Annotated in this window: 20 protein-coding genes; 14 read left to right on the forward strand and 6 right to left on the reverse strand. The window is 49.7% G+C overall.

What is annotated here, in order from left to right:
- Nucleotides 1-14: 14 nt before the first annotated feature.
- Nucleotides 15-1,256, reverse strand: a complete 1,242-nt coding sequence (locus KI362_RS18465; protein WP_301629343.1) for an MFS transporter — start codon at nucleotides 1,254-1,256, stop codon at nucleotides 15-17.
- Nucleotides 1,257-1,428: 172 nt separating this feature from the next.
- Between KI362_RS18465 and KI362_RS18470 the strand changes: the two genes are divergently transcribed.
- Together KI362_RS18470 and KI362_RS18475 are read left to right on the forward strand one after the other, a co-directional pair.
- Nucleotides 1,429-2,007, forward strand: a complete 579-nt coding sequence (locus KI362_RS18470) for a TetR/AcrR family transcriptional regulator (protein ID WP_301629345.1) — start codon at nucleotides 1,429-1,431, stop codon at nucleotides 2,005-2,007.
- A gap of 141 nt (nucleotides 2,008-2,148) precedes the next feature.
- A complete protein-coding gene (locus tag KI362_RS18475) occupies nucleotides 2,149-3,195 on the forward strand; it encodes a LacI family DNA-binding transcriptional regulator (protein WP_301629347.1) in 1,047 nt (348 codons plus the stop codon).
- Nucleotides 3,196-3,582: 387 nt separating this feature from the next.
- On the opposite strand, the gene KI362_RS25615 is transcribed toward KI362_RS18475, so the two are convergent.
- Nucleotides 3,583-3,744, reverse strand: a complete 162-nt coding sequence (locus tag KI362_RS25615; RefSeq protein WP_445376008.1) for a hypothetical protein — start codon at nucleotides 3,742-3,744, stop codon at nucleotides 3,583-3,585.
- Nucleotides 3,745-3,921: 177 nt separating this feature from the next.
- Here KI362_RS25615 and KI362_RS25620 point away from each other — a divergent pair, with 177 nt between their 5' ends.
- Nucleotides 3,922-4,065, forward strand: a complete 144-nt coding sequence (locus KI362_RS25620) for a hypothetical protein (protein ID WP_445376007.1) — start codon at nucleotides 3,922-3,924, stop codon at nucleotides 4,063-4,065.
- Nucleotides 4,066-4,162: 97 nt separating this feature from the next.
- Here the strand turns inward: KI362_RS25620 and KI362_RS18485 are convergent, their stop codons facing one another.
- Complete coding sequence (locus KI362_RS18485; protein WP_301629348.1) at nucleotides 4,163-5,125, reverse strand: sugar kinase; 963 nt, start codon at nucleotides 5,123-5,125, stop codon at nucleotides 4,163-4,165.
- 270 nt (nucleotides 5,126-5,395) lie between these two features.
- On the opposite strand from KI362_RS18485, the gene KI362_RS18490 reads away from it, so the two are divergent.
- On the forward strand, nucleotides 5,396-6,319 hold the full coding sequence (locus tag KI362_RS18490) for an AEC family transporter (protein ID WP_374705681.1): 924 nt from the start codon (nucleotides 5,396-5,398) through the stop codon (nucleotides 6,317-6,319).
- Nucleotides 6,320-7,148: 829 nt separating this feature from the next.
- Here KI362_RS18490 and KI362_RS18495 read toward each other — a convergent pair.
- From KI362_RS18495 to KI362_RS18505, 3 genes are all read right to left on the reverse strand, one after another.
- The gene (locus KI362_RS18495) at nucleotides 7,149-7,994 is read right to left on the reverse strand and encodes a YitT family protein (protein ID WP_049895155.1); all 846 of its coding nucleotides are present in this window, start codon (nucleotides 7,992-7,994) and stop codon (nucleotides 7,149-7,151) included.
- A 140-nt stretch (nucleotides 7,995-8,134) separates the two neighbouring features.
- On the reverse strand, nucleotides 8,135-8,626 hold the full coding sequence (locus KI362_RS18500) for a cation:proton antiporter regulatory subunit (RefSeq protein ID WP_044481966.1): 492 nt from the start codon (nucleotides 8,624-8,626) through the stop codon (nucleotides 8,135-8,137).
- A 94-nt stretch (nucleotides 8,627-8,720) separates the two neighbouring features.
- Complete coding sequence (locus tag KI362_RS18505) at nucleotides 8,721-9,095, reverse strand: hypothetical protein (RefSeq protein ID WP_044481965.1); 375 nt, start codon at nucleotides 9,093-9,095, stop codon at nucleotides 8,721-8,723.
- A gap of 274 nt (nucleotides 9,096-9,369) precedes the next feature.
- On the opposite strand from KI362_RS18505, the gene KI362_RS18510 reads away from it, so the two are divergent.
- The 10 genes from KI362_RS18510 (at nucleotide 9,370) to KI362_RS18555 (ending at nucleotide 18,188) form a co-directional block, all read left to right on the forward strand.
- Complete coding sequence (locus KI362_RS18510) at nucleotides 9,370-9,666, forward strand: hypothetical protein (RefSeq protein ID WP_044481964.1); 297 nt, start codon at nucleotides 9,370-9,372, stop codon at nucleotides 9,664-9,666.
- A gap of 33 nt (nucleotides 9,667-9,699) precedes the next feature.
- Nucleotides 9,700-10,374 (forward strand): PspA/IM30 family protein, encoded by a 675-nt coding sequence (locus KI362_RS18515; protein ID WP_044481963.1) that lies wholly within the window; start codon nucleotides 9,700-9,702, stop codon nucleotides 10,372-10,374.
- Nucleotides 10,375-10,380: 6 nt separating this feature from the next.
- Nucleotides 10,381-10,902: a PspC domain-containing protein gene (locus KI362_RS18520; RefSeq protein ID WP_044481962.1), complete on the forward strand. Its 522-nt coding sequence runs from the start codon at nucleotides 10,381-10,383 to the stop codon at nucleotides 10,900-10,902.
- Between the two features lie 3 nt (nucleotides 10,903-10,905).
- On the forward strand, nucleotides 10,906-11,607 hold the full coding sequence (locus tag KI362_RS18525) for a PspA/IM30 family protein (RefSeq protein ID WP_044481961.1): 702 nt from the start codon (nucleotides 10,906-10,908) through the stop codon (nucleotides 11,605-11,607).
- Between the two features lie 111 nt (nucleotides 11,608-11,718).
- Nucleotides 11,719-12,369: a cell wall-active antibiotics response protein LiaF gene (gene liaF, locus KI362_RS18530; RefSeq protein ID WP_044481960.1), complete on the forward strand. Its 651-nt coding sequence runs from the start codon at nucleotides 11,719-11,721 to the stop codon at nucleotides 12,367-12,369.
- A gap of 20 nt (nucleotides 12,370-12,389) precedes the next feature.
- Complete coding sequence (locus KI362_RS18535) at nucleotides 12,390-13,481, forward strand: sensor histidine kinase (protein ID WP_044481959.1); 1,092 nt, start codon at nucleotides 12,390-12,392, stop codon at nucleotides 13,479-13,481.
- Nucleotides 13,447-14,109, forward strand: a complete 663-nt coding sequence (locus tag KI362_RS18540; protein ID WP_044481958.1) for a response regulator — start codon at nucleotides 13,447-13,449, stop codon at nucleotides 14,107-14,109. Before KI362_RS18535 ends, KI362_RS18540 begins: the two co-directional genes overlap by 35 nt.
- 155 nt (nucleotides 14,110-14,264) lie before the next feature.
- Entirely contained in the window at nucleotides 14,265-15,059 is a 795-nt protein-coding gene (locus KI362_RS18545; protein WP_301629355.1) for a YwmB family TATA-box binding protein, read from the forward strand.
- 198 nt (nucleotides 15,060-15,257) lie between these two features.
- Nucleotides 15,258-16,808, forward strand: a complete 1,551-nt coding sequence (gene zwf, locus KI362_RS18550) for a glucose-6-phosphate dehydrogenase (protein ID WP_044481956.1) — start codon at nucleotides 15,258-15,260, stop codon at nucleotides 16,806-16,808.
- 318 nt (nucleotides 16,809-17,126) lie between these two features.
- Nucleotides 17,127-18,188: an ABC transporter ATP-binding protein gene (locus KI362_RS18555; protein WP_044481955.1), complete on the forward strand. Its 1,062-nt coding sequence runs from the start codon at nucleotides 17,127-17,129 to the stop codon at nucleotides 18,186-18,188.
- The last annotated feature ends 17 nt before the right edge of the window (nucleotides 18,189-18,205 follow it).

Below are 18,205 nucleotides of genomic sequence, written 5' to 3' on the forward strand. Positions count from 1 at the left end.
TTTCTCCGCTCGGGTTATTCTCGCAGGCTGCTCTCCACGGGAGGGGCGGCTGAGGCCCTTTTGATACCGGCCCTATTTTCAGTAAAGAAGTAAATCAAAGCCAGCAGCGGCACGATGATGCCGATCAGTGAGGTGAAGCTCCAGCCGCCGCGGGTATATGACCAGCTGCCCAAAGATGATCCGACAGCCCCGCCGATGAAAAAAACAGCCATAAATAAGCCGTTAAGGCGTCCTTTGGCTTCATTGCTCAGAGAATAAACTACCCTCTGTCCAAGGACCAGATTTCCCGAAACGGCCATGTCCAGCAGAATCGCAGCAAGAACCAGCAGGACGAGGGATGCTGCCGAATGGCCATGAACAAGATAGGCCAGGGTACATGATGAGGCGGCAACGATCATGGCCAATCCGGTCAGGAACCGGGTCCAGCCTTTATCCGCGAGTCTTCCCGCGATCGGCGCGGCAATAGCGCCCCCTACGCCCGCCAGCGCGAACCAGGCGATCCCTTGCTGCGTCATGCCGAATTCGTCCGCCAAATATAGAGGGACCACGGTCCAGAACAGACTGAAGACGCCAAACAGGCATGCTTGATAAACGGCGCGGCGGCGAAGAATCGGTGTTTGTTTCCATAGAGAGCCCAGAGAAACGATCAACGTTCCGTAACTCAAGGCAGGTTCAGGCTTACGTTCGGGAAGCACCCGGTATAATAAAATCGTTAAAAGTGCAATGGCCGCCGCGGATAAGGCAAATACCGCCTGCCACTTCCACAGGCCGGCAATGAAGCTGGCTACGGGGCGGGCAAACATGATCCCGAGCAGAAGTCCGCTCATAACATTCCCCACCACCCGGCCTTGATGGGAACCTGATGCTAAATAGGTCGCATAAGGAACCAGGATTTGGGCTACCACGGATCCCAGACCGATAAGCATGGAAGCAGCGAGGAACAGGGGCGCGCTCGTGGCAAAGGATGCCGTCGCCAAGGCGAAGAATGCCACGATAAGGAAGGTGGCGACGAGACGTCGGTTTTCCATGATGTCGCTGAGCGGAACGATGAACAACAGACCCAGCACATACCCGATTTGCGTTAAAGTGACGATGAGCCCAGATGCCCCGGAAGTTAATCCTGTGGCAGCGCTGATCGGCCCGACCAAGGTTTGGGAATAATACAGATTGGCTACGATAAGCCCGCAAGCGGCGGCTAACAAAAATAGGATCCAGCCTGAAATCGGCTTACTGCCGGCAGTTTCTTTCGTGTCCATAACAAAGCCTCCTTATTTAATCTAAATACTGAACGCAACGTTTATTAATTGTCGACGGTTATATAATATACTGAACGTATCGTTTTGTAAATAGCAATTTGATTGCCGTATTTCGAATAAATATTTAGTATAATGAACGTACAGTATTAATGTGGAAAAGGAGTGGGTACAAGTGAGTACCAAAAGAGGGCGCCCGCGCAATCTGGAAACGAAAAACGCCATTCTTGCCGCTTCCCATGAATTGTTGCTTGAACAAGGCTTCGGATCGGTCACGGTGGAGAAAATCGCAGAGCGGGCTGGGGTCAGTAAAGCCACGATCTATAAATGGTGGCCCAACAAAGCCGCGGTGGTCATGGACGGGTTCCTGACGGCGTCTACGGCCAGAATTCCGGTTCCCGATACGGGTTCGGTCTCCCAAGACCTGGTCATTCATGTGACGAGATTGGTTCAGTTTATGACAAGCCGGGAGGGAAACGTCATCAAAGAACTGGTCGGGGAAGGACAGGTTGATGCCGGATTGGCGGAAACTTACCGCTCAAGATACTTTCGTCCCCGCCGGCTGGAGGCAAGCCAAATCATCGAACGCGGAATCCGCCGCGGTGAGTTGAAGGATCAGCTTGATCTTGAATTATGCCTGGATCAAATCTATGGACCGATCTTTTATAGGCTCTTGATTTTGAGCGACGAGCTGGATGAGAACTACGTTGAAAATTTGGTGAGCTGGGTTCTGGAGGGACTGGCGGCAAAATAAACCGGTACATCCGTTTGATACATTTAGAAAATTGACGCCGCATCTGTAGCTATTTCATTGAATTTCAGATATAGTGAGTGAAGAATAAGTTTAGTAAAATATTTTAGAACTTGTATTCTTCAAAGAGCGGAGCTGATGAGTGTGAATAGCAAAACGACCATCAACGATGTTGCCCGCTTGGCCGGTGTCTCGAAAAGCACAGTCTCGCAATATCTGAACGGGCGGTTCAATTATATGAGTGAGGCTACGCGTGAGCGGATTGCCAAGGTCATCGAAGACCTGGATTACCGTCCCAATGGTCTGGCCCGCAGTCTGAAGCAGAATCGTACCTTTCTGGTCGGGATTATCGTTGCCGATTTGAGCTATTCGCTCTCCATTACTTGCATACAGGCTATCGAGAATGAATTGCAGGACCGGGGGATCCAGGTCATTATCTGTAATGCGGACGAGAACCCGGATAAGGAAGCCGATTATATTGAAACCTTGCTTGCGCGGCAAGTGGACGGCTTGATCCTGTTCCCGACGGGGGATGTTTCTGCTCCTTATCAGCAATTATTGGAGGCAGGGGTTCCCTTTGTCCTGATGGATCGGCTGCTCGAACAGGTTACTGCCCGAAGCATATTGCTTGATAACGAAATGGCGGTAAAAATAGGAATTGAGGAGCTTGTGCGGGCAGGTCATCACGCTATCGGGATGATCACTTTGCCGCTTACAGCCCAGCCTATTACCCCGCGCAAGGAGAGGGTAAGCGGATATCGCAGGGCAATGCTGGAGGCAGGGCTCCCGCTTCGGGAGGAATATCTGATCAGTGTGCCGGCAGAGGAGGTCGCCGATAGTCTGGAACAGCTCCTGGCGCTTCCTGAGCCTCCTACCGCTTTGCTTGCCGGCAATGATATCGTGTTGGGAGAGGTGCTCAAGGCAGCGAATCGTTTGAAACTAACGATACCGGAGCAATTGTCGATCATTGGAATTGATGCTGCGGATTTTGCGGAGGTATACAACCCGGCAATCACAACGATCAAGCAGCCTGCCTATGAAATGGGAAGTCAGGCTGCACGGATCTTGCTTGCAAGCATTGAAGACCGCGAGACAGGTCTCCCGATCACCTATCGATTCCCTCCCGCTCTTCAGCGTGGAGAATCCGTTCTGAAAAGAGGGTGTCCCAAAAGTGATCATAAGATGAACTGAGGGGCGCCCTCTTTCATTTCGTCAAACAAAAAGAAACCGCTCTCTGGAAAATGGAGGTACCACCCAACCATAAACCAAGGAGACGGTTTCTTTGCACATTCGATCTAGCCGGGATCAACTCTGTTTCCCAATATAAGCCATGCGGTACATTTGATCTAAGGAAGTAAGCACTTGGTCTAACGGACATTTTGTCTCCTTACGGTTCGTCTTTGGATGAGCCAGAATTGTAACGGACATTTTGGCCGCTTAGAGAGTAGAATCGAGTGAACCAGAGTCGTTTGAGCGTCCTAAGCGCCCGAAATGTCCGTTACCCCTTCGAATCATGAGAACAAGTCTGCTAAGAGTCTAGAATGTCCGTTAGCGAGTTTAAAATATCCGACAGCAATTTTAGGGAAGAGAAACAGCTTCAGCAAAATGGATCATGACGCTGCCTTTATGCGAATAAAAGAGACCACATGCGAAACGGCCAGCTAAAGCCAGACTATACTGTATACTGTTCAGATCGGCACCGAGAATCAATTCATTATCGGCTACAGTCTGCACCAGCATCGGCTACAGTCTGCACCAGCGACCGATACGCGCTGCCTCATCCCGCATCTTGAACAAGTAAAATCACAGTTAGGACAGCTCCCGGGCACCATCATCGCCGATGCAGGCTATGGCGGCGAAGAGGGCTATGCCCTGGCCGTAAGGCGCATGATCGAGCCGGAGCCTGTGTTTGGCGATATGAAGAATAGCCGAGGCTTTAGAAGGTTCCTGCTTCGAGGCTTATACAAAGTAAGCCTTGAGGTCGGGTGGCTTTCTCTTGCCCGCAATCTACTCAAAAAAGCAGCGGTGCACGCCAAAAGCCAAGGGGTTAAGCGAAGATAGACTGCTTAGCTCTTGGCTTTTATTAATACTCCCCTATTTTGTTGCTGTGGGTGTTCCAAAGTTTTCTTTTGGGGCACCCTCTTTTTCCTGTCCCTGTCTATCCTTCGGCCCGTTTTGCAGAAGCCAGGAAAGCCTCCAACTGCGCGCGCGTCGGCAACCCGTCCATATCACCAGGCGACATGACGGCCAGAGCACCCAGCGCGTTGCCGCGTGCTACCGCTTCCGGGATCTCAAGCTTTTCCAGCAGGGCACTGATCACCCCGGCGGCAAACCCGTCCCCGGCCCCGACCGTATCCACGACTTGATCCACCTTGAAGCCCGGAACAAAGCCGGAGCCTTCTTTGGTTTTGTAGTAAGCTCCTTCAGGTCCCAGCTTAATAACCACCAAGGATACCCCAAGCTTCAGATAAAAGTCTGCAATCTCTTCCGGCTCAGTCAATCCGGTTAGAATCTTACCTTCTCCGATCCCGGGAAAGAACCAGTCGCACCGGCAGGCCAGTTCATTGATCGTCGAGACCATGGTCTTCTGATCCGGCCACAGCACCGGCCGCAGATTCGGGTCGAACGATACGGTTCTTCCCAATGACCGCATATAATCCATGGCATGGCGGGCAAATTCCAGCATGCTGGCAGAGAGAGCAGCAGAGATGCTGGTTGCGTGCAAATGGCCGGCCGAAGCAAAGTAATCATTATCGAAATCGGCAATGCTCAAGGTGGAGGCGGCCGAATTTTTACGGAAATACTCCACCTTCGGATCGCCTTCCAGCACCTTGGACTTCATCAGCATACCGGTTGAATGCTTCTTCGTAAAAGTAACGGCAGAGGTATCGATGCCTTCTTGGGTCTGCGCATGAATAATAAACTTTCCGAGGTTATCCTCGCCGAGCTTGGTAACGTAGCCAGTGGGATGCCCCAGTCGGCACAACCCGGTTGCTACATTGCTTTCAGCTCCAGCAAGCGCTTTCGAAAAGGATGAAACCTCATGGAGTTCGCCGACTTCATTGGCGTAAAACATCGCCATCGGTTCCCCGAAGGTAACGGCGGCCAGTGACTTGGACATGATCTATACTCCTCCTTGGAGAGAATTTGGAATCCGGTCTTTTTCAAATTATCACATAAATCGGTTTTGTTCAATTGAAATATGGGATTTTTCAATATTTAATTGTATAATATAACGTTGTTTAGTAAACTAATAGGAGTCCTCAAATGACTTTCGTGTATTTGTCTGCCTATGAGCCTATAGCTAATACGTCTTGGACAAAGAAACTTCGGAAACGTACGATAAAAGAACCACAACAAAGAAGGAATGAAGGATGAGGCTATGGATGGTTTGATGATTTCTTTTTTACACACGATCTACCAAGTTCTGCTGCCGATTTCCTTACCGGTCATTGGCGGAGCATTGCTAAAGAAATTTAAACGCCTGGATACAAAACCCCTGTCCACCTTGTCCTTATACGTCATGAGTCCGGCCCTGATCTTTGAGACGCTGCTTCAGGCCGAGGTCAGTGGGGGCGAGGTCCTCAAAACGGTTATCTTTTGCCTGCTTAACGTGCTGCTGCTCTGGTTGGTCAGTGAGGGGGCCGGGCGATTCCTGTCGATGTCGCAGCCGGAGCGCTCGGGTCTCAATCTGGTTACCATGTTTACGAACAGTGTTAACTATGGACTTCCGCTGGTATTACTTGCATTCGGACAGGCAGGATTGGACAAAGCATCTGTATACGTCATTGTTCAGATCATTATTATAAATACAATCGGAGTATTCCTGGCGGCAAAATCTCACTTCTCGGTAAAGAAAGCACTTCTGTCGGTCTTCACCCTGCCATCGGTCTATGCAGCACTTTTGGCCGTATTGCTCCGCTTGCTCCAGGTGTCTCTGCCTGATGCTCTGGGTACCGGGGTTAGCTTGCTCTCGGCGGCATACGCTCCGCTTGCATTAGTTATTCTGGGTGCGCAAATGACAGGAGTCAGTTCCGGAGACGACAAGCCAGGAGTGGCGAAGCAGGCCTTTGTTACGGGAATGCTGCTGCGGCTGCTAATCGCACCTTTTATCGCTTGGGGCATTCTTGCAGTGCTTCAGGCCGACGGCCTACTGTTCTCTGTTATCATGATCCTTTCCTCGATGCCGGCAGCTGTGAATGCGGTGATTCTGGCGGAGCAATATGATGCGGCACCCGCACTGGTATCGAAGTGTATTCTATGGACGACACTTGCTTCCTTTGCAGTACTGCCGATATGGCTTTTGGCCTTGTAGACAGCAAAAAGGCCGACTAATGGTTGATTCTGCGTGCTGGGGGTAACGCGTGAAGTGTGCTTACGATCGCTGTTCTTCGTGGATTTCTTTGACTGGATTAAGCAAGGAAGAAATCCAATCACAAAGGCGGCTTACGCTTCTACAGCACACTTCACACTTATGCCCAAACTACACAGGCTCCTTAGTTCGGCTTTATGGTACCGGATGCACTTTAAGAGTTAACAATGCCGCCATACCCGCACATACATTTAGTGAATAAAGTTACCTTACATTTAGGGGAAATGGTAGAGGGGCGGATATAGTGAAACTTTTGCGCTTAAAGTTGGCTAAAACGTGGGTTTTACAAGTTTCTGGATATTTAAAGTAAGTTTTTTCACTACAGGTGGGTTTAAGCGCCGAACGGAGAATATAAGGGAAGTAATTTCACTAAATTGCGGCCGGAAGGAGCATGGCAAGAATCAGTCTGGTCAAGTCAAGGCTTACGTTCATATCTTGCTTGCATACCGTTTACGTTAGGATTACGTCGTGCAACATATTGCTGCGTTGCCGTTTATGGCATAGCCATGTGCAACCTGCATTGCAGTTACCCTACAGGGGCGAAGTGATCGGGGCATAAGTGAGAAGTGTGCTGAAGAAGCGGAGCGTTCGCCTTTGTTCGCGGATTTCCCCCTTGTTAGAACTTATTTCAATTAATGAAATCCGCGGACAACAGCGATCGTAAGCACACTTCACACGTTGCCCATCTAACTCGCTCTTTTATGTTAACTGTATTCCACTACTGCACATTTTCCAGCTTACATGCCACAAATAGTAAGCTTACCGCAGTGACTTACGGCAGAATTAAAATTTCACTGTCCGGGTCACAGTTGAGCACGATGGCCTTGAGTCGTGAAACCTCCCAGCGATGACACTTCAACTGAATTTGATCCGGCTCACCATCCAGGGAATTCAGCTTGATGAATTCCGCCTTTCTGTTTAAGTAGTGAAATAAAGCTTCCTGAATATGCGCACAGTGATGACTCTCGATTTGAACCTGATTATAGAAGCGGAAGCCGCTCAGACATAGCTTGATGGATTCATAGGCCAGCAAATAGGCGGTTACGGAATAAATGGCCTGCTCAAAGCCGAAATGGAATCCGGCAATGATGAGTACAAGACAGTTAAACAGCATCACGAGACCTTCCGGTGTGATCCATCTTGTGAAAGGCAAATTACTGACGGCCTTTTCCGCCGAATCGAGATAGCTGCCGAACCGCAGCGCCAGCCCGATTCCGAATCCCAGAGACAATCCTCCCAATAAAGCTGCCGCCAAGGGCTCATTCAGCAGAGCCGGAAATGGATGCAGCAGGAAGGTTCCCAGTGAAATAATCAGAACTCCGAAAAAAGTTAGCAGGCTCACGGAGTTGCCGGAATACTTCCGCTGGAGAACAATGAAAGGCAGGTTTAGCAGGAACAGGAACAATCCTAGCCGAAGCTCTGTGCTTAATGCAAAAATAGCGGATAGGCCAGTAATGCCGCCGACAACGATGCCGTGCGGCATCAGGAATAATTCAAGGCCTATCGCCGCAAGAACGGAACCGAAGATGATGCCGGTAAGCTTCATCCATAAAGGCTCCGTCTTTCTGTCTTTGTGGCTTCCGTCCAATGGAGCGCTGGTGGTGAGGTGATGCTTCACACTCACTCCCCCTTTCCCATAGCTAACGTCAGCCCAACTTGGCGTGGCTTATTCATCTCGTCCTGATTCAGGGGCGAATCTAGGATACAAAGACACTGGAGAAGAGAATCCGGTCATGAGACGCTGACCGACGCTTCTGCTTAGCTTCCGGTCAACAGGATGTGTCTGATCTGTTGTTGATGCAGACGCTCGCCGATAACGACGACCAAGGCGCCGGCAGTCAAGAGCAGGTCCGGACCGGGGTTGATGTGCTTCTTCTGATTTTTTTCGATAACAGCTATGATTGTGGCTCCGGAACGCTGGCGGACGCGCAGCTCGCCAATGGTCTTGCCGATAGCTTTGTAGTTAGTCTCCAAGCGATACCATTCAATACTGATGTCGCCCAATGCAACCTCGATATTTTCCAGAGCTGTCGGTTGATAGGTCACTCCCCCGATAATGGCGGATACGTAGCGTGCCTCTTCATCATCCAGGCTAATCTTGGAAATGCTGTCTTCCTGGTTATCATTATCGTAATGATATACTTCACGACGTCCATCATCGTGAATAATAATTGCTAATTTCTCTCCGCTGCGTGTGGGGATCACAAATTTTTTGCCTACGCCAGGCAAATCGGTCTCTTGGTAATTCATTGTTCAAGCCTCCAGTGTTCTATAATGACAATCCTCTACAATTTGAATCCGATCGACGAGCCGGGCAGCCACTTGCAATTGGGCAAGCAGAACCTTAAGATGTTCGTTGTGATACAAGGAACATACTCGTGAATTTGATCGGTAATAAAAGAATCCGCTTCTTTAAAAGATAGAAGAACGGACGAAAAGACGTCCGCGGAAATAAGGGTATCACAACAGGGATCATTAAAAATAGAAAGAACAGCGCAGCCGTTCGATCTATCAGTAGTTTACCCGGTTGCGGAGAATTCAGACGCAGGGGGATGCTGTGATGCTGCGTCGTTGAAGCCGAGGTTTCAAGGGTATCCTGATCGGCCTCATGAAATTGAAGAACAGGCGAGGTCGCCGGAGCGGACATCAGCAGTAACACTGCCAATAGCAACAGTATTATGGCCGGTGCAAGCAATTTGTTGAAGATTCGCAATCGCATGTTCTTCCGCACCCCTTTACGCCATAGTAGCATACCTCAAGGATAGCACAGAATGGGCATTATCTCAAAGATTTCATCCATATTTAGTCGACTTTACAAACGGGTCTGAATCTATAGAAAACGGCAGCTTTTACACCCGGTTCTGTCTTGCGGAGGAAAGGGACCTCGACTTAGGTCTAGGTTCAAAAACCGTCCCCGGTCCGTTTTGAAGATGCTTGATTCCACCTAGAATAAAGACATAAGGTTGATTCAATGAGAGGCGGTGATTAATAAAATGAGAAACAGAAATTCGAAAGGTCTTGCGATTCTGCTGATTGCTCTTGGAGCACTGATTTTGCTGGGTAAACTGACTCCCTTCCTGGGTAGCCTGTTCGGATTACTGATTGCGGTGGCGATGGTTGGTCTGGGATACTACGGAATCAAGCAAGGAAATGCTTTCTTCGGTTGGGTAATCCTGATTATCGGGCTGATCGTTCTGATCTCCAAGCTGGCTTGGCTGATTATACCGGTGCTTGGAATCGGGCTCATCATTTACGGAATATCAACTCTGAAAGGAAGACGGAGTTACTGATTATATAACGATAGGCAGGAGGGATAGGTAGTTATGAGTGTATTTCGACGCGTACGGGATATTACTGTAGCAAATTTGAACGAACGATTGGAGCAGTCACAGGATCCGGTACGGCTTATCGACCAGTTCCTGATCGAGACCCGGCAGGAGATTATGGAAGCCGAGAAGCTGCATCACCAGTATTCCGGCCATACCAAACAATTGAAGAGTCAAGTTGACCAAGCCAGAGCGATGAGCGGCAAGCGGGAAGAACAAGCGCTGCTTGCAGTGAAGGCCGGTGAGGAGCATCTCGCCAAGCTGGCACTGCAAGAGAAGATGCTGTACGACGAGAAGATCGATCAGTATTCAGGGCTGTATGCACAGAGCCTGGAGTCTCTGCAAGAGCTGGAGAATCAACTGCATGAGCTGAAGACAGAGTATCAGACCGTCTACAGCAAGCGTCAATATTATTATGCCAGAATGGAGACGCTGCGATTACAGCAACGAATGAATCAGCGGATGAATGGATACGGGGCGCAGGATGTGCCGAAAATGTTCCATCGTCTTGAAGATCAGGTGTCGGGCATGGAGTGGGAGGCCCGCAGCTTGCGCGATCTGCGCAAGGCAGGCCAGGATATTGCCAGCCAGGTCGGATCTACGATTCAATCCACACTGGATCAGGAGCTCTCCCGCTTGAAGCAGAAGCTGAACAAAGCCGGAGAGGAGTAGTAATCGATGAACAGACTATATCGTTCTAGACGTGATAAATGGTTGACAGGCCTGATCGGCGGCCTTGCTGAATATTTCGGGATCAGCTCGACGATTCTACGGATTCTGATTATTATCTGCGTTCCGATTACAAGCGGAGCCGCTATACTGATCTATCTGATCGCATCGCTGGTCATCTCCAAGGAGCCCTATCAGCCGTATGATCCTTACTATAATAGTACCGGCGGTTGGAATGGTGGCGGCTACGGCGGAGGCTATGGCGGCAACCCGGGAGGTCCGGGCTTTGGCGGTAATCCAGGCGGCCCCGGCGGCCCTGGCTATGGATATGGCGGACCTCGTCCTCCACAGCCGCCTTATCAAGGAGCGAATCAAGGAAATTCTTTTAACGGAAATACAGGTGCCGGATTTGGCGGACCCCCTTCCTCCAATCTGGACTCCATGATGGAAGATATCGAGAAGAAAGCCATGGAGAAGGAACTTGAAGATTTACGCAAAAAATTGAGCAAATACGAGAAGGGAGAAGTGTAAACAATGGGAGTATTTAAGAGAATTAAGGATATCACTAAAGCGTCGGTTAATGAAATGTTGGATAAGGTTGAGGACCCAATCGTCATGCTGAACCAATATCTTCGCGATATGGAAGCGGAAATTCGCGATGCGGAGGTAACTGTAGCGAAGCAAATGGCGAATGAACGCAGAATGAAGCAGCGTCTGGATGAGGCAATCCGCATCTCGGCTCAACGTGAGGCGCAAGCTGAAGTCGCGCTCCGTAATGGTCAGGAGGAAGTAGCCCGCAAGCTGCTGGAAGAGAAGATTCACTACGATCAAAAGCAAACCGAATTCAGCAATCTGCATGCAGAGTCCGAGACACAGGCTCATGAATTGAAGCAGCAGCTTCATGAAATGAAGGATGAATTCTACAAGCTTCGCAACAAGCGGAACGAACTGGTAAACCGTGCACAAATGGCGAAGGCCAGAAAGCAAATGTCCCAGGTCAGCTCGCTGCACACAATCGAGAGCGGCAACGCTTCTCTCGGCTTCCACCGGATGGAAGAGAAGATCATGCAGATGGAAGCGGAAGCGGAAGTTGCAGGAGTCGTATATCGCGGAACTACATCCTCCTCCTACATCAGCCCGGCTGATGCAGAGAAGCAGCTTAAAGTAGACGCTCAACTGGAAGCCTTGAAGGCTAAGCTGTCCCCAACTGAAAAGAAGGAACAAAGCGAAGAATAACAGCTACACAGTCTGATAGACATTGTGGTATGCTAACATTTGGTGAAGCCATGCGGTATGATCCCATACCGTAATGGCTTCTCCGACTTATATAACATCGGGAGGTGCGGCATGGACAGACGGAAAAGGTTCTTGGCTATAGGGCTGATCGGCTTCGGTGTCGTGATGATTTTTGGCCAATGGCTTAATTTCATGACCCTTGTCGCCCTCTTTTTATTGGGATACGGAGTTTATAAGGTTCGACAAGGCGAGGACGTCAAGACGGGATACATCCTGATGGCTATTGGAGGCATCTTTATTCTTCTGGACCACTTCATCCTGGTCATTGCGATTCTCATGATATCGCTTGGATTGTATTACGCCAAGATTCGTAAAAATCAGCCGCTGGGCAATATGGTTCAGAAGCAGAGCATAACGACAAGCTTGAGATGGGATCTGGATCCTTGGACATTGAGAAATACTTGCATGTGGCATATTCTTGGAGAGATTGATATTGATCTGTCACTAGCCATCATGGAGGGCAAAGACAACCTGCTTATGTTCCAGGGGATTGTCGGGGATATTGATCTATCGGTATTTGATGATTATGGAGTTGAGATTGAAGCATTTGTGTTGTTTGGTCAGGTTGAGTTAGGGCAGGAACGGGATACGGGAATTATGAACCGGGTGTATTGGAAATCGCCGGATTATGATTTGCGTGAACAGAAAGTGAAGATTATGCTCTCTTATTTAGTAGGAGACATTGATATAAAATTATCTTAAGACAGGAGGTTCACTCACGCATGAACAACAGAAAGCCGCGAAACATGGTTTCAAGGAGTATGCGGGAGGGAATTCTCCTGTGCTTTTTCTTGCTGGCGGTTATCGCCTACGTGCTGTATACATATGGATATCTTCGAACGATAAGTGATTGGAGAACCGGGATCAAGACGGGCTTGACCCTGTTAACTTTGCTGGTCAGCATTGGGGCTGCCTACGGATTCTTGCAGGGTTATCGCCAGAAGCGGAGAATTGATCTGTTAAGGAATGCGCTGGTACAGTGGGAGAAGGGCAATCAGACAGGGACGGTGCCCCAGTTGGGTGACGACGAGATCGGCGGCTTATCCGAGCAGTTGGAGCGCATCGGCAAACGGTGGGAGGAGCAGGTTAGCTCGCTGCAGCGTCTGTCCACACATAATGCTCAATTGGCGGAGCAGGCCCGGGTATCCGCTATCGTGGAAGAGAGACAACGGCTGGCGCGCGAATTGCATGATGCGGTCTCCCAGCAGCTGTTTGCCATTTCGATGACAGCGACTGCTGTGGGAAGAACACTGGAGAAGGATTTCGATAAGGCTCAGCGTCAGGTGGAGCTGATTGAGGAAATGGCCTCGGTCGCACAGTCAGAGATGCGCGCGCTGCTCTTGCATTTGCGCCCGGTGTATCTGGAGGGCAAGGAGCTGTCGCAAGGACTTCGCGAGTTGGTTAGAGAGCTGAAGACGAAGGTTCCTATGGAGCTGGCCCTGGAAATGGATGAAGATTTGAATTTGGGTAAAGGGATCGAGAATCATTTGTTCCGGATCATTCAGGAAGCCATGTCCAATACGCTCAGGCATGCCAAGGCGGATAAGATGGACATTCGGATTCACCGTAAGGGCGACACGATCAAGGTCGCTCTGCGCGATAACGGAATCGGCTTTGAGCTGGACGAGAAGAAGCAGACCTCCTACGGGCTATCCACGATGCAGGAACGGGTCCGTGAAATCGGCGGCTCCATTCAGTTTATTACAGCTCCCGGTAAAGGAACACGAATCGAAATTACCGTACCTATATTAAAAGAAGAGATCGGAGGGGAAGAGCTTCATGGAGACGGACACGGAACTGGAGAAGAGCATTAAGGTGCTTCTGGTAGACGATCATGAGATGGTTCGGATCGGTCTGGCCGCTGTGCTGGGTACCGAGGATGGAATCGAAGTGGTCGGAGAGGCCAGCAGCGGAGAAGAAGGAATTCGATTGGCCCAGGAGTATAAGCCGGATGTTGTCTTGATGGACCTTGTGATGGATGGCATGGATGGCATTGAGACGACACGGCAGCTTTTGGCGCTGTATCCTGAATGCAAAGTGATTGTACTTACCAGTTATCTGGATGACGAGAAGATGTATCCGGTTATTGAAGCGGGTGCTTTCAGCTATTTGCTTAAGACGTCCAGAGCTTCTGAAATTGCGGATGCGATCCGGGCCGCTGTTCGCGGACAGTCGGTGCTTGAATCTCAAGTGGCCTCGAAAATGATGAACCGTCTGCGCCAGCCGAAGGCGGAGACGCCTGCCCACGAGGAATTGACCGAGCGGGAGATGGATGTGCTGAGATTACTGGCACAAGGGAAATCCAATCAGGATATTGCGGACGAGTTGATCATCGGAATCAAGACCGTAAAATTCCACGTAACGAATATTTTAGCCAAGCTTGGAGTGGACGATCGCACTCAGGCAGCCATTTATGCGTACAAGAATGGATTGGCAGAATAGAATGCTGCAAACAGCCGTCAACATTTAACCGAGGGGGTTAGATTTTGGCGGTTATTTATTTTGTCCGATGAAAAAAGGGGCTCTTGTATAGGGAAGATGTGGGTGGTTATTCTGTAGATATGATAGATTAGTAGGTAGAACAAGGAGGGATAAAGATGCATAGCCTGAGGGGGAAAGGGAAACCTAAGTTAGCCGTTATTGCGGCGTTCATTCTGCTTCTGGTTGTTCTGTATCAATTATCCGCTTCCCGGCAAGCCTCTCCGACTGTCGTCGAGGATGAGGTCATGAGCGCGGAGTCCCAGTGGAAGGAACTGCTTGATCTGGGGGAACAGATTATCGGTGATGAGATTTCCGGAACTGTAAAATGGCAGGGAAACTGGAGTACTCTGCTGGATCCCGAAGAAGCAGCGAATGTACTGACTACACGTCTTGGTCTGCCGGCGGCGGAACAAGATATACTGCAAAACCATACGGTCTATTCATCCTCAGGCAGCCGTGATGAGTTTGCGCTTCATTTGAATGTCACTCAGCTCTCCTCCTCGGAATATTATGTTGTGCTGCGCCTTGAAGGGGAAGGGCGGCATGCAATGGCTTCATTGTCAGAGCAGCAGGCACTGCTGGGGCAGTCTATGCTGGATGAAGGAATTGCGGCCGAATGGAATGCGGCTGTGCAGGGAATGCGAAAGCAGCCGGATGAGCTTGACAGTGGCTCGTTGAAGGAAGCCTTGGATATCGTGGAGAAGCAATTTCCGAAAAAGCTGGATCTGACCCTGGTCGAGCAATACGAAGATCAAGATACAGTCAGCCGCACTTATTATTCATCCTATCTGCCGATTTCGGTGGACAGCGGAGGCCAAAAAGTAGGACTTCAAGCCGCAGTGCATATTCACTCCGTGACAGGGGAGCAGGAGGTCTCATTGGGCTCGCCATTGCTAACGGTTGAATATTAATTATGAGTTTAAATTAAAAATTAGATAAATATTAGATGAATTTATATAAATTCCAACATATTCTGATATGAATTTGATGGCAAGACTCCTGCAAATATGCTAAAATTACATCACATCCAGTGATGTATCTGTAAACTTATGGCATTGCTTGGGTATGAATAAATATTCACTATATTACATAGAAAGAAATGAGGAGCCATGGCTGATATTCAAAATCTGGAATCATTGCAGACACCAGGAGCTGTATTTTTTATCTTTGGAGCAACCGGGGATTTGGCACGCCGCAAGCTCTTCCCCGCTATATATTCGTTATATCGCGAAGGGAAGCTTGCTGAGGATTTTGCGGTTATCGGCGTGGCACGCCGTCCGCGCACACCTGAGGAATTCAGGGACGATGTACACCGTTCCATTCAAGAGTTCTGTCGTTACAAGGTTGAGGACACCGCTCATTGGACGCGGTTTGCCGAGCATTTCTCTTACAAGTCGCTGGATATTAACAATATCGACGGCTACGTTGAGCTGCGGGAGCTGACAGAATCGGTGGAATCCCGATTTGGTATTCCCGGCAACCGGATGTTCTATCTGGCGCTTGCCCCTGAGCTGTTCGGAAGCGTCTCGTTCAACCTTCAGAAGGGCGGAATGCTGAGCAGCGGCGGATGGCATCGACTCGTGATCGAGAAGCCGTTCGGGTATGATCTTCTGTCAGCCCAGAAGCTGAATGAAGAGCTGAACCAGGTATTTAAAGAAGAAGAGATCTACCGGATCGACCATTATCTAGGTAAAGAGATGGTTCAGAACATTGAAGTGATTCGTTTTGCGAATGCTTTCTTTGAACCGCTATGGAATAATAAGCACATTTCCAATATTCAGATCACGCTCAGTGAGACGGTCGGTGTGGAAGAACGGGGCGGCTATTACGACCACTCCGGTGCGCTTCGCGATATGGGACAGAACCATATGCTTCAAATGCTGACGATGATTGCAATGGAACCGCCAAGTCGTCTGTACCCGGAAGATATCCGGGATGAGAAGGTGAAGGTGCTTCGTTCGCTGCGGCCTTATGCTACTCCGCTTGAGGTGAAGGAGAACGTGGTGCGCGGTCAATATACAGAGGGCGAGAGCATGGGCAAGCATCTACCGGGCTATCGTCAAGAGGATAAAGTAGATCCGAATTCGAATACAGAGACTTATTTTGCGGCGAAAGTATTTGTCGATAATTTCCGTTGGGCGGGAGTTCCGTTCTATATCCGGACAGGCAAACGCCTGCCAGTGAAGACAACAGAGGTCGTCGTTGAATTCAAGCAAATGCCGACAAATGTCTACCTGGGCCAAAAGCATACGCTGGAGCCGAACCTGCTTGTGATTCGGGTCAACCCGATGGAAGGCATCTACATTAAGATTAACGCGAAAAAGCCAGGCTCGGAGTCAGCCATTGAACCTCTTGCCATGGAGTTCTGCCAAAGCTGTCAGGTTGGCATCAATTCGCCTGAAGCTTACGAGCGTCTTATTTACGATGCTGCAAATGGGGATTCCACCTATTTCACCCGTTGGGACGAGGTGGCTACCGCCTGGGCATTCGTCGACCGCATCGCTGCGGCCTGGGCTCAGAACCCTGGCGATATCAGCACATATTCTGCCGGTTCTTGGGGACCTGAGGAAGCGGCTGAGCTGCTTGCCAAGGATGGCTTCCATTGGTGGCCGGTAAATGGGCAGGAAGAGGACAACGTGATCTGGATTAGCAGAGGGTAATATATTTTGAAATAGTAACCGCCTTAAGCCATGTGCTGGGGCGGTTTTTTTGCGGGTATTTTCGATTGTAGCGGAGTTCCTGAACATAAAAGTGCAAATGTGTAGTGAACATGAAATCACAGGACTGTTCAAATTATTTAATTTGTAGATTTACTTGCTGGGCTGATTCCATTGAGTTGGTAGTTGATTCCTGATTGAGTATCGGAGCCTGCTTATGTTATAATCAATAATGATAATCATTATCATTCTAAAAAAATCTAAGTCTTGGTGCATCTTATAGAGTTCTAGATGGAATTAAGGAAAGTGAGTGAGGAATAGATGGAGCATTTATTAGAAGTAAAGGACCTGGCGATCTCATTCAAAACCCGGGAGGGCGAGGTACAAGCAGTTCGAGGCGTCAGCTTCCATGTGAACAAGGGGGAAACCCTGGCGATTGTCGGGGAGTCGGGTTCGGGCAAAAGTGTAAGCTCTCAAGCTGTAATGCAGCTCCTTCCGAAGCCGCAAGCTGTCTATAAACGGGGAGAAATCTGGTTTAACGGTCAGGAATTGACGAGTAAGACGGAGAAGCAGATGCAGAAGATTCGCGGCAAGGAAATCGGCATGATCTTTCAGGACCCGATGACCTCACTGAATCCAACAATCAAGGTGGGCAAGCAGATCACCGAGGTGTTGCACTTGCATGAAGGTATGAATAGGGAGCAGGCTTATAAGCGAGCAATTGAGCTGTTGGGACTGGTTGGAATTCCTGCTCCGGAGCGCCGCTTCCATCAGTATCCTCATGAATTTAGCGGCGGAATGCGTCAGCGTGTTGTCATTGCTATTGCGCTGGCGGCGAATCCAAAGCTGCTGATCGCCGATGAGCCAACAACGGCGCTGGATGTGACCATACAGGCGCAGATTCTCGATCTGATGAAGGAACTCCAGCAGAAGATCGGTACGGCAATTATTTTTATTACTCATGATCTGGGTGTGGTGGCCAAGATGGCGGACCGGGTGGCTGTGATGTATGCGGGACAAATTGTCGAATTAGGAACGGCGGAGGAGATTTTCTATGATCCGCGTCATCCTTATACCTGGGGCTTGCTAGCCTCGATGCCGAGTCTGAGCCAGCAGGGAGGGTCGAAGCTTGCGGCTATCCCGGGGACTCCTCCTGACCTCATTCATCCGCCGCAGGGAGATGCTTTTGCGCTGCGCAGCTCTTATTCGATGAAGATCGATTTTGAGCAAGAACCGCCGTTATACCGGATTTCCGATACACACACCGTCAGATCCTGGCTGCTGCATCCCTATGCGCCGGCTGTGACGCCGCCCGAAGCGGTGTTGAGCAAGCGGCGCAAGCTTGCCGGTGTGTATGAGCAGCCGATGTTGATAGAAGGCTAGAAACGAAGGGGGAGGCA

The organism is Paenibacillus apis (genome assembly GCF_018333295.1).
Taxonomy (GTDB): domain Bacteria; phylum Bacillota; class Bacilli; order Paenibacillales; family Paenibacillaceae; genus Fontibacillus; species Fontibacillus antibioticophila.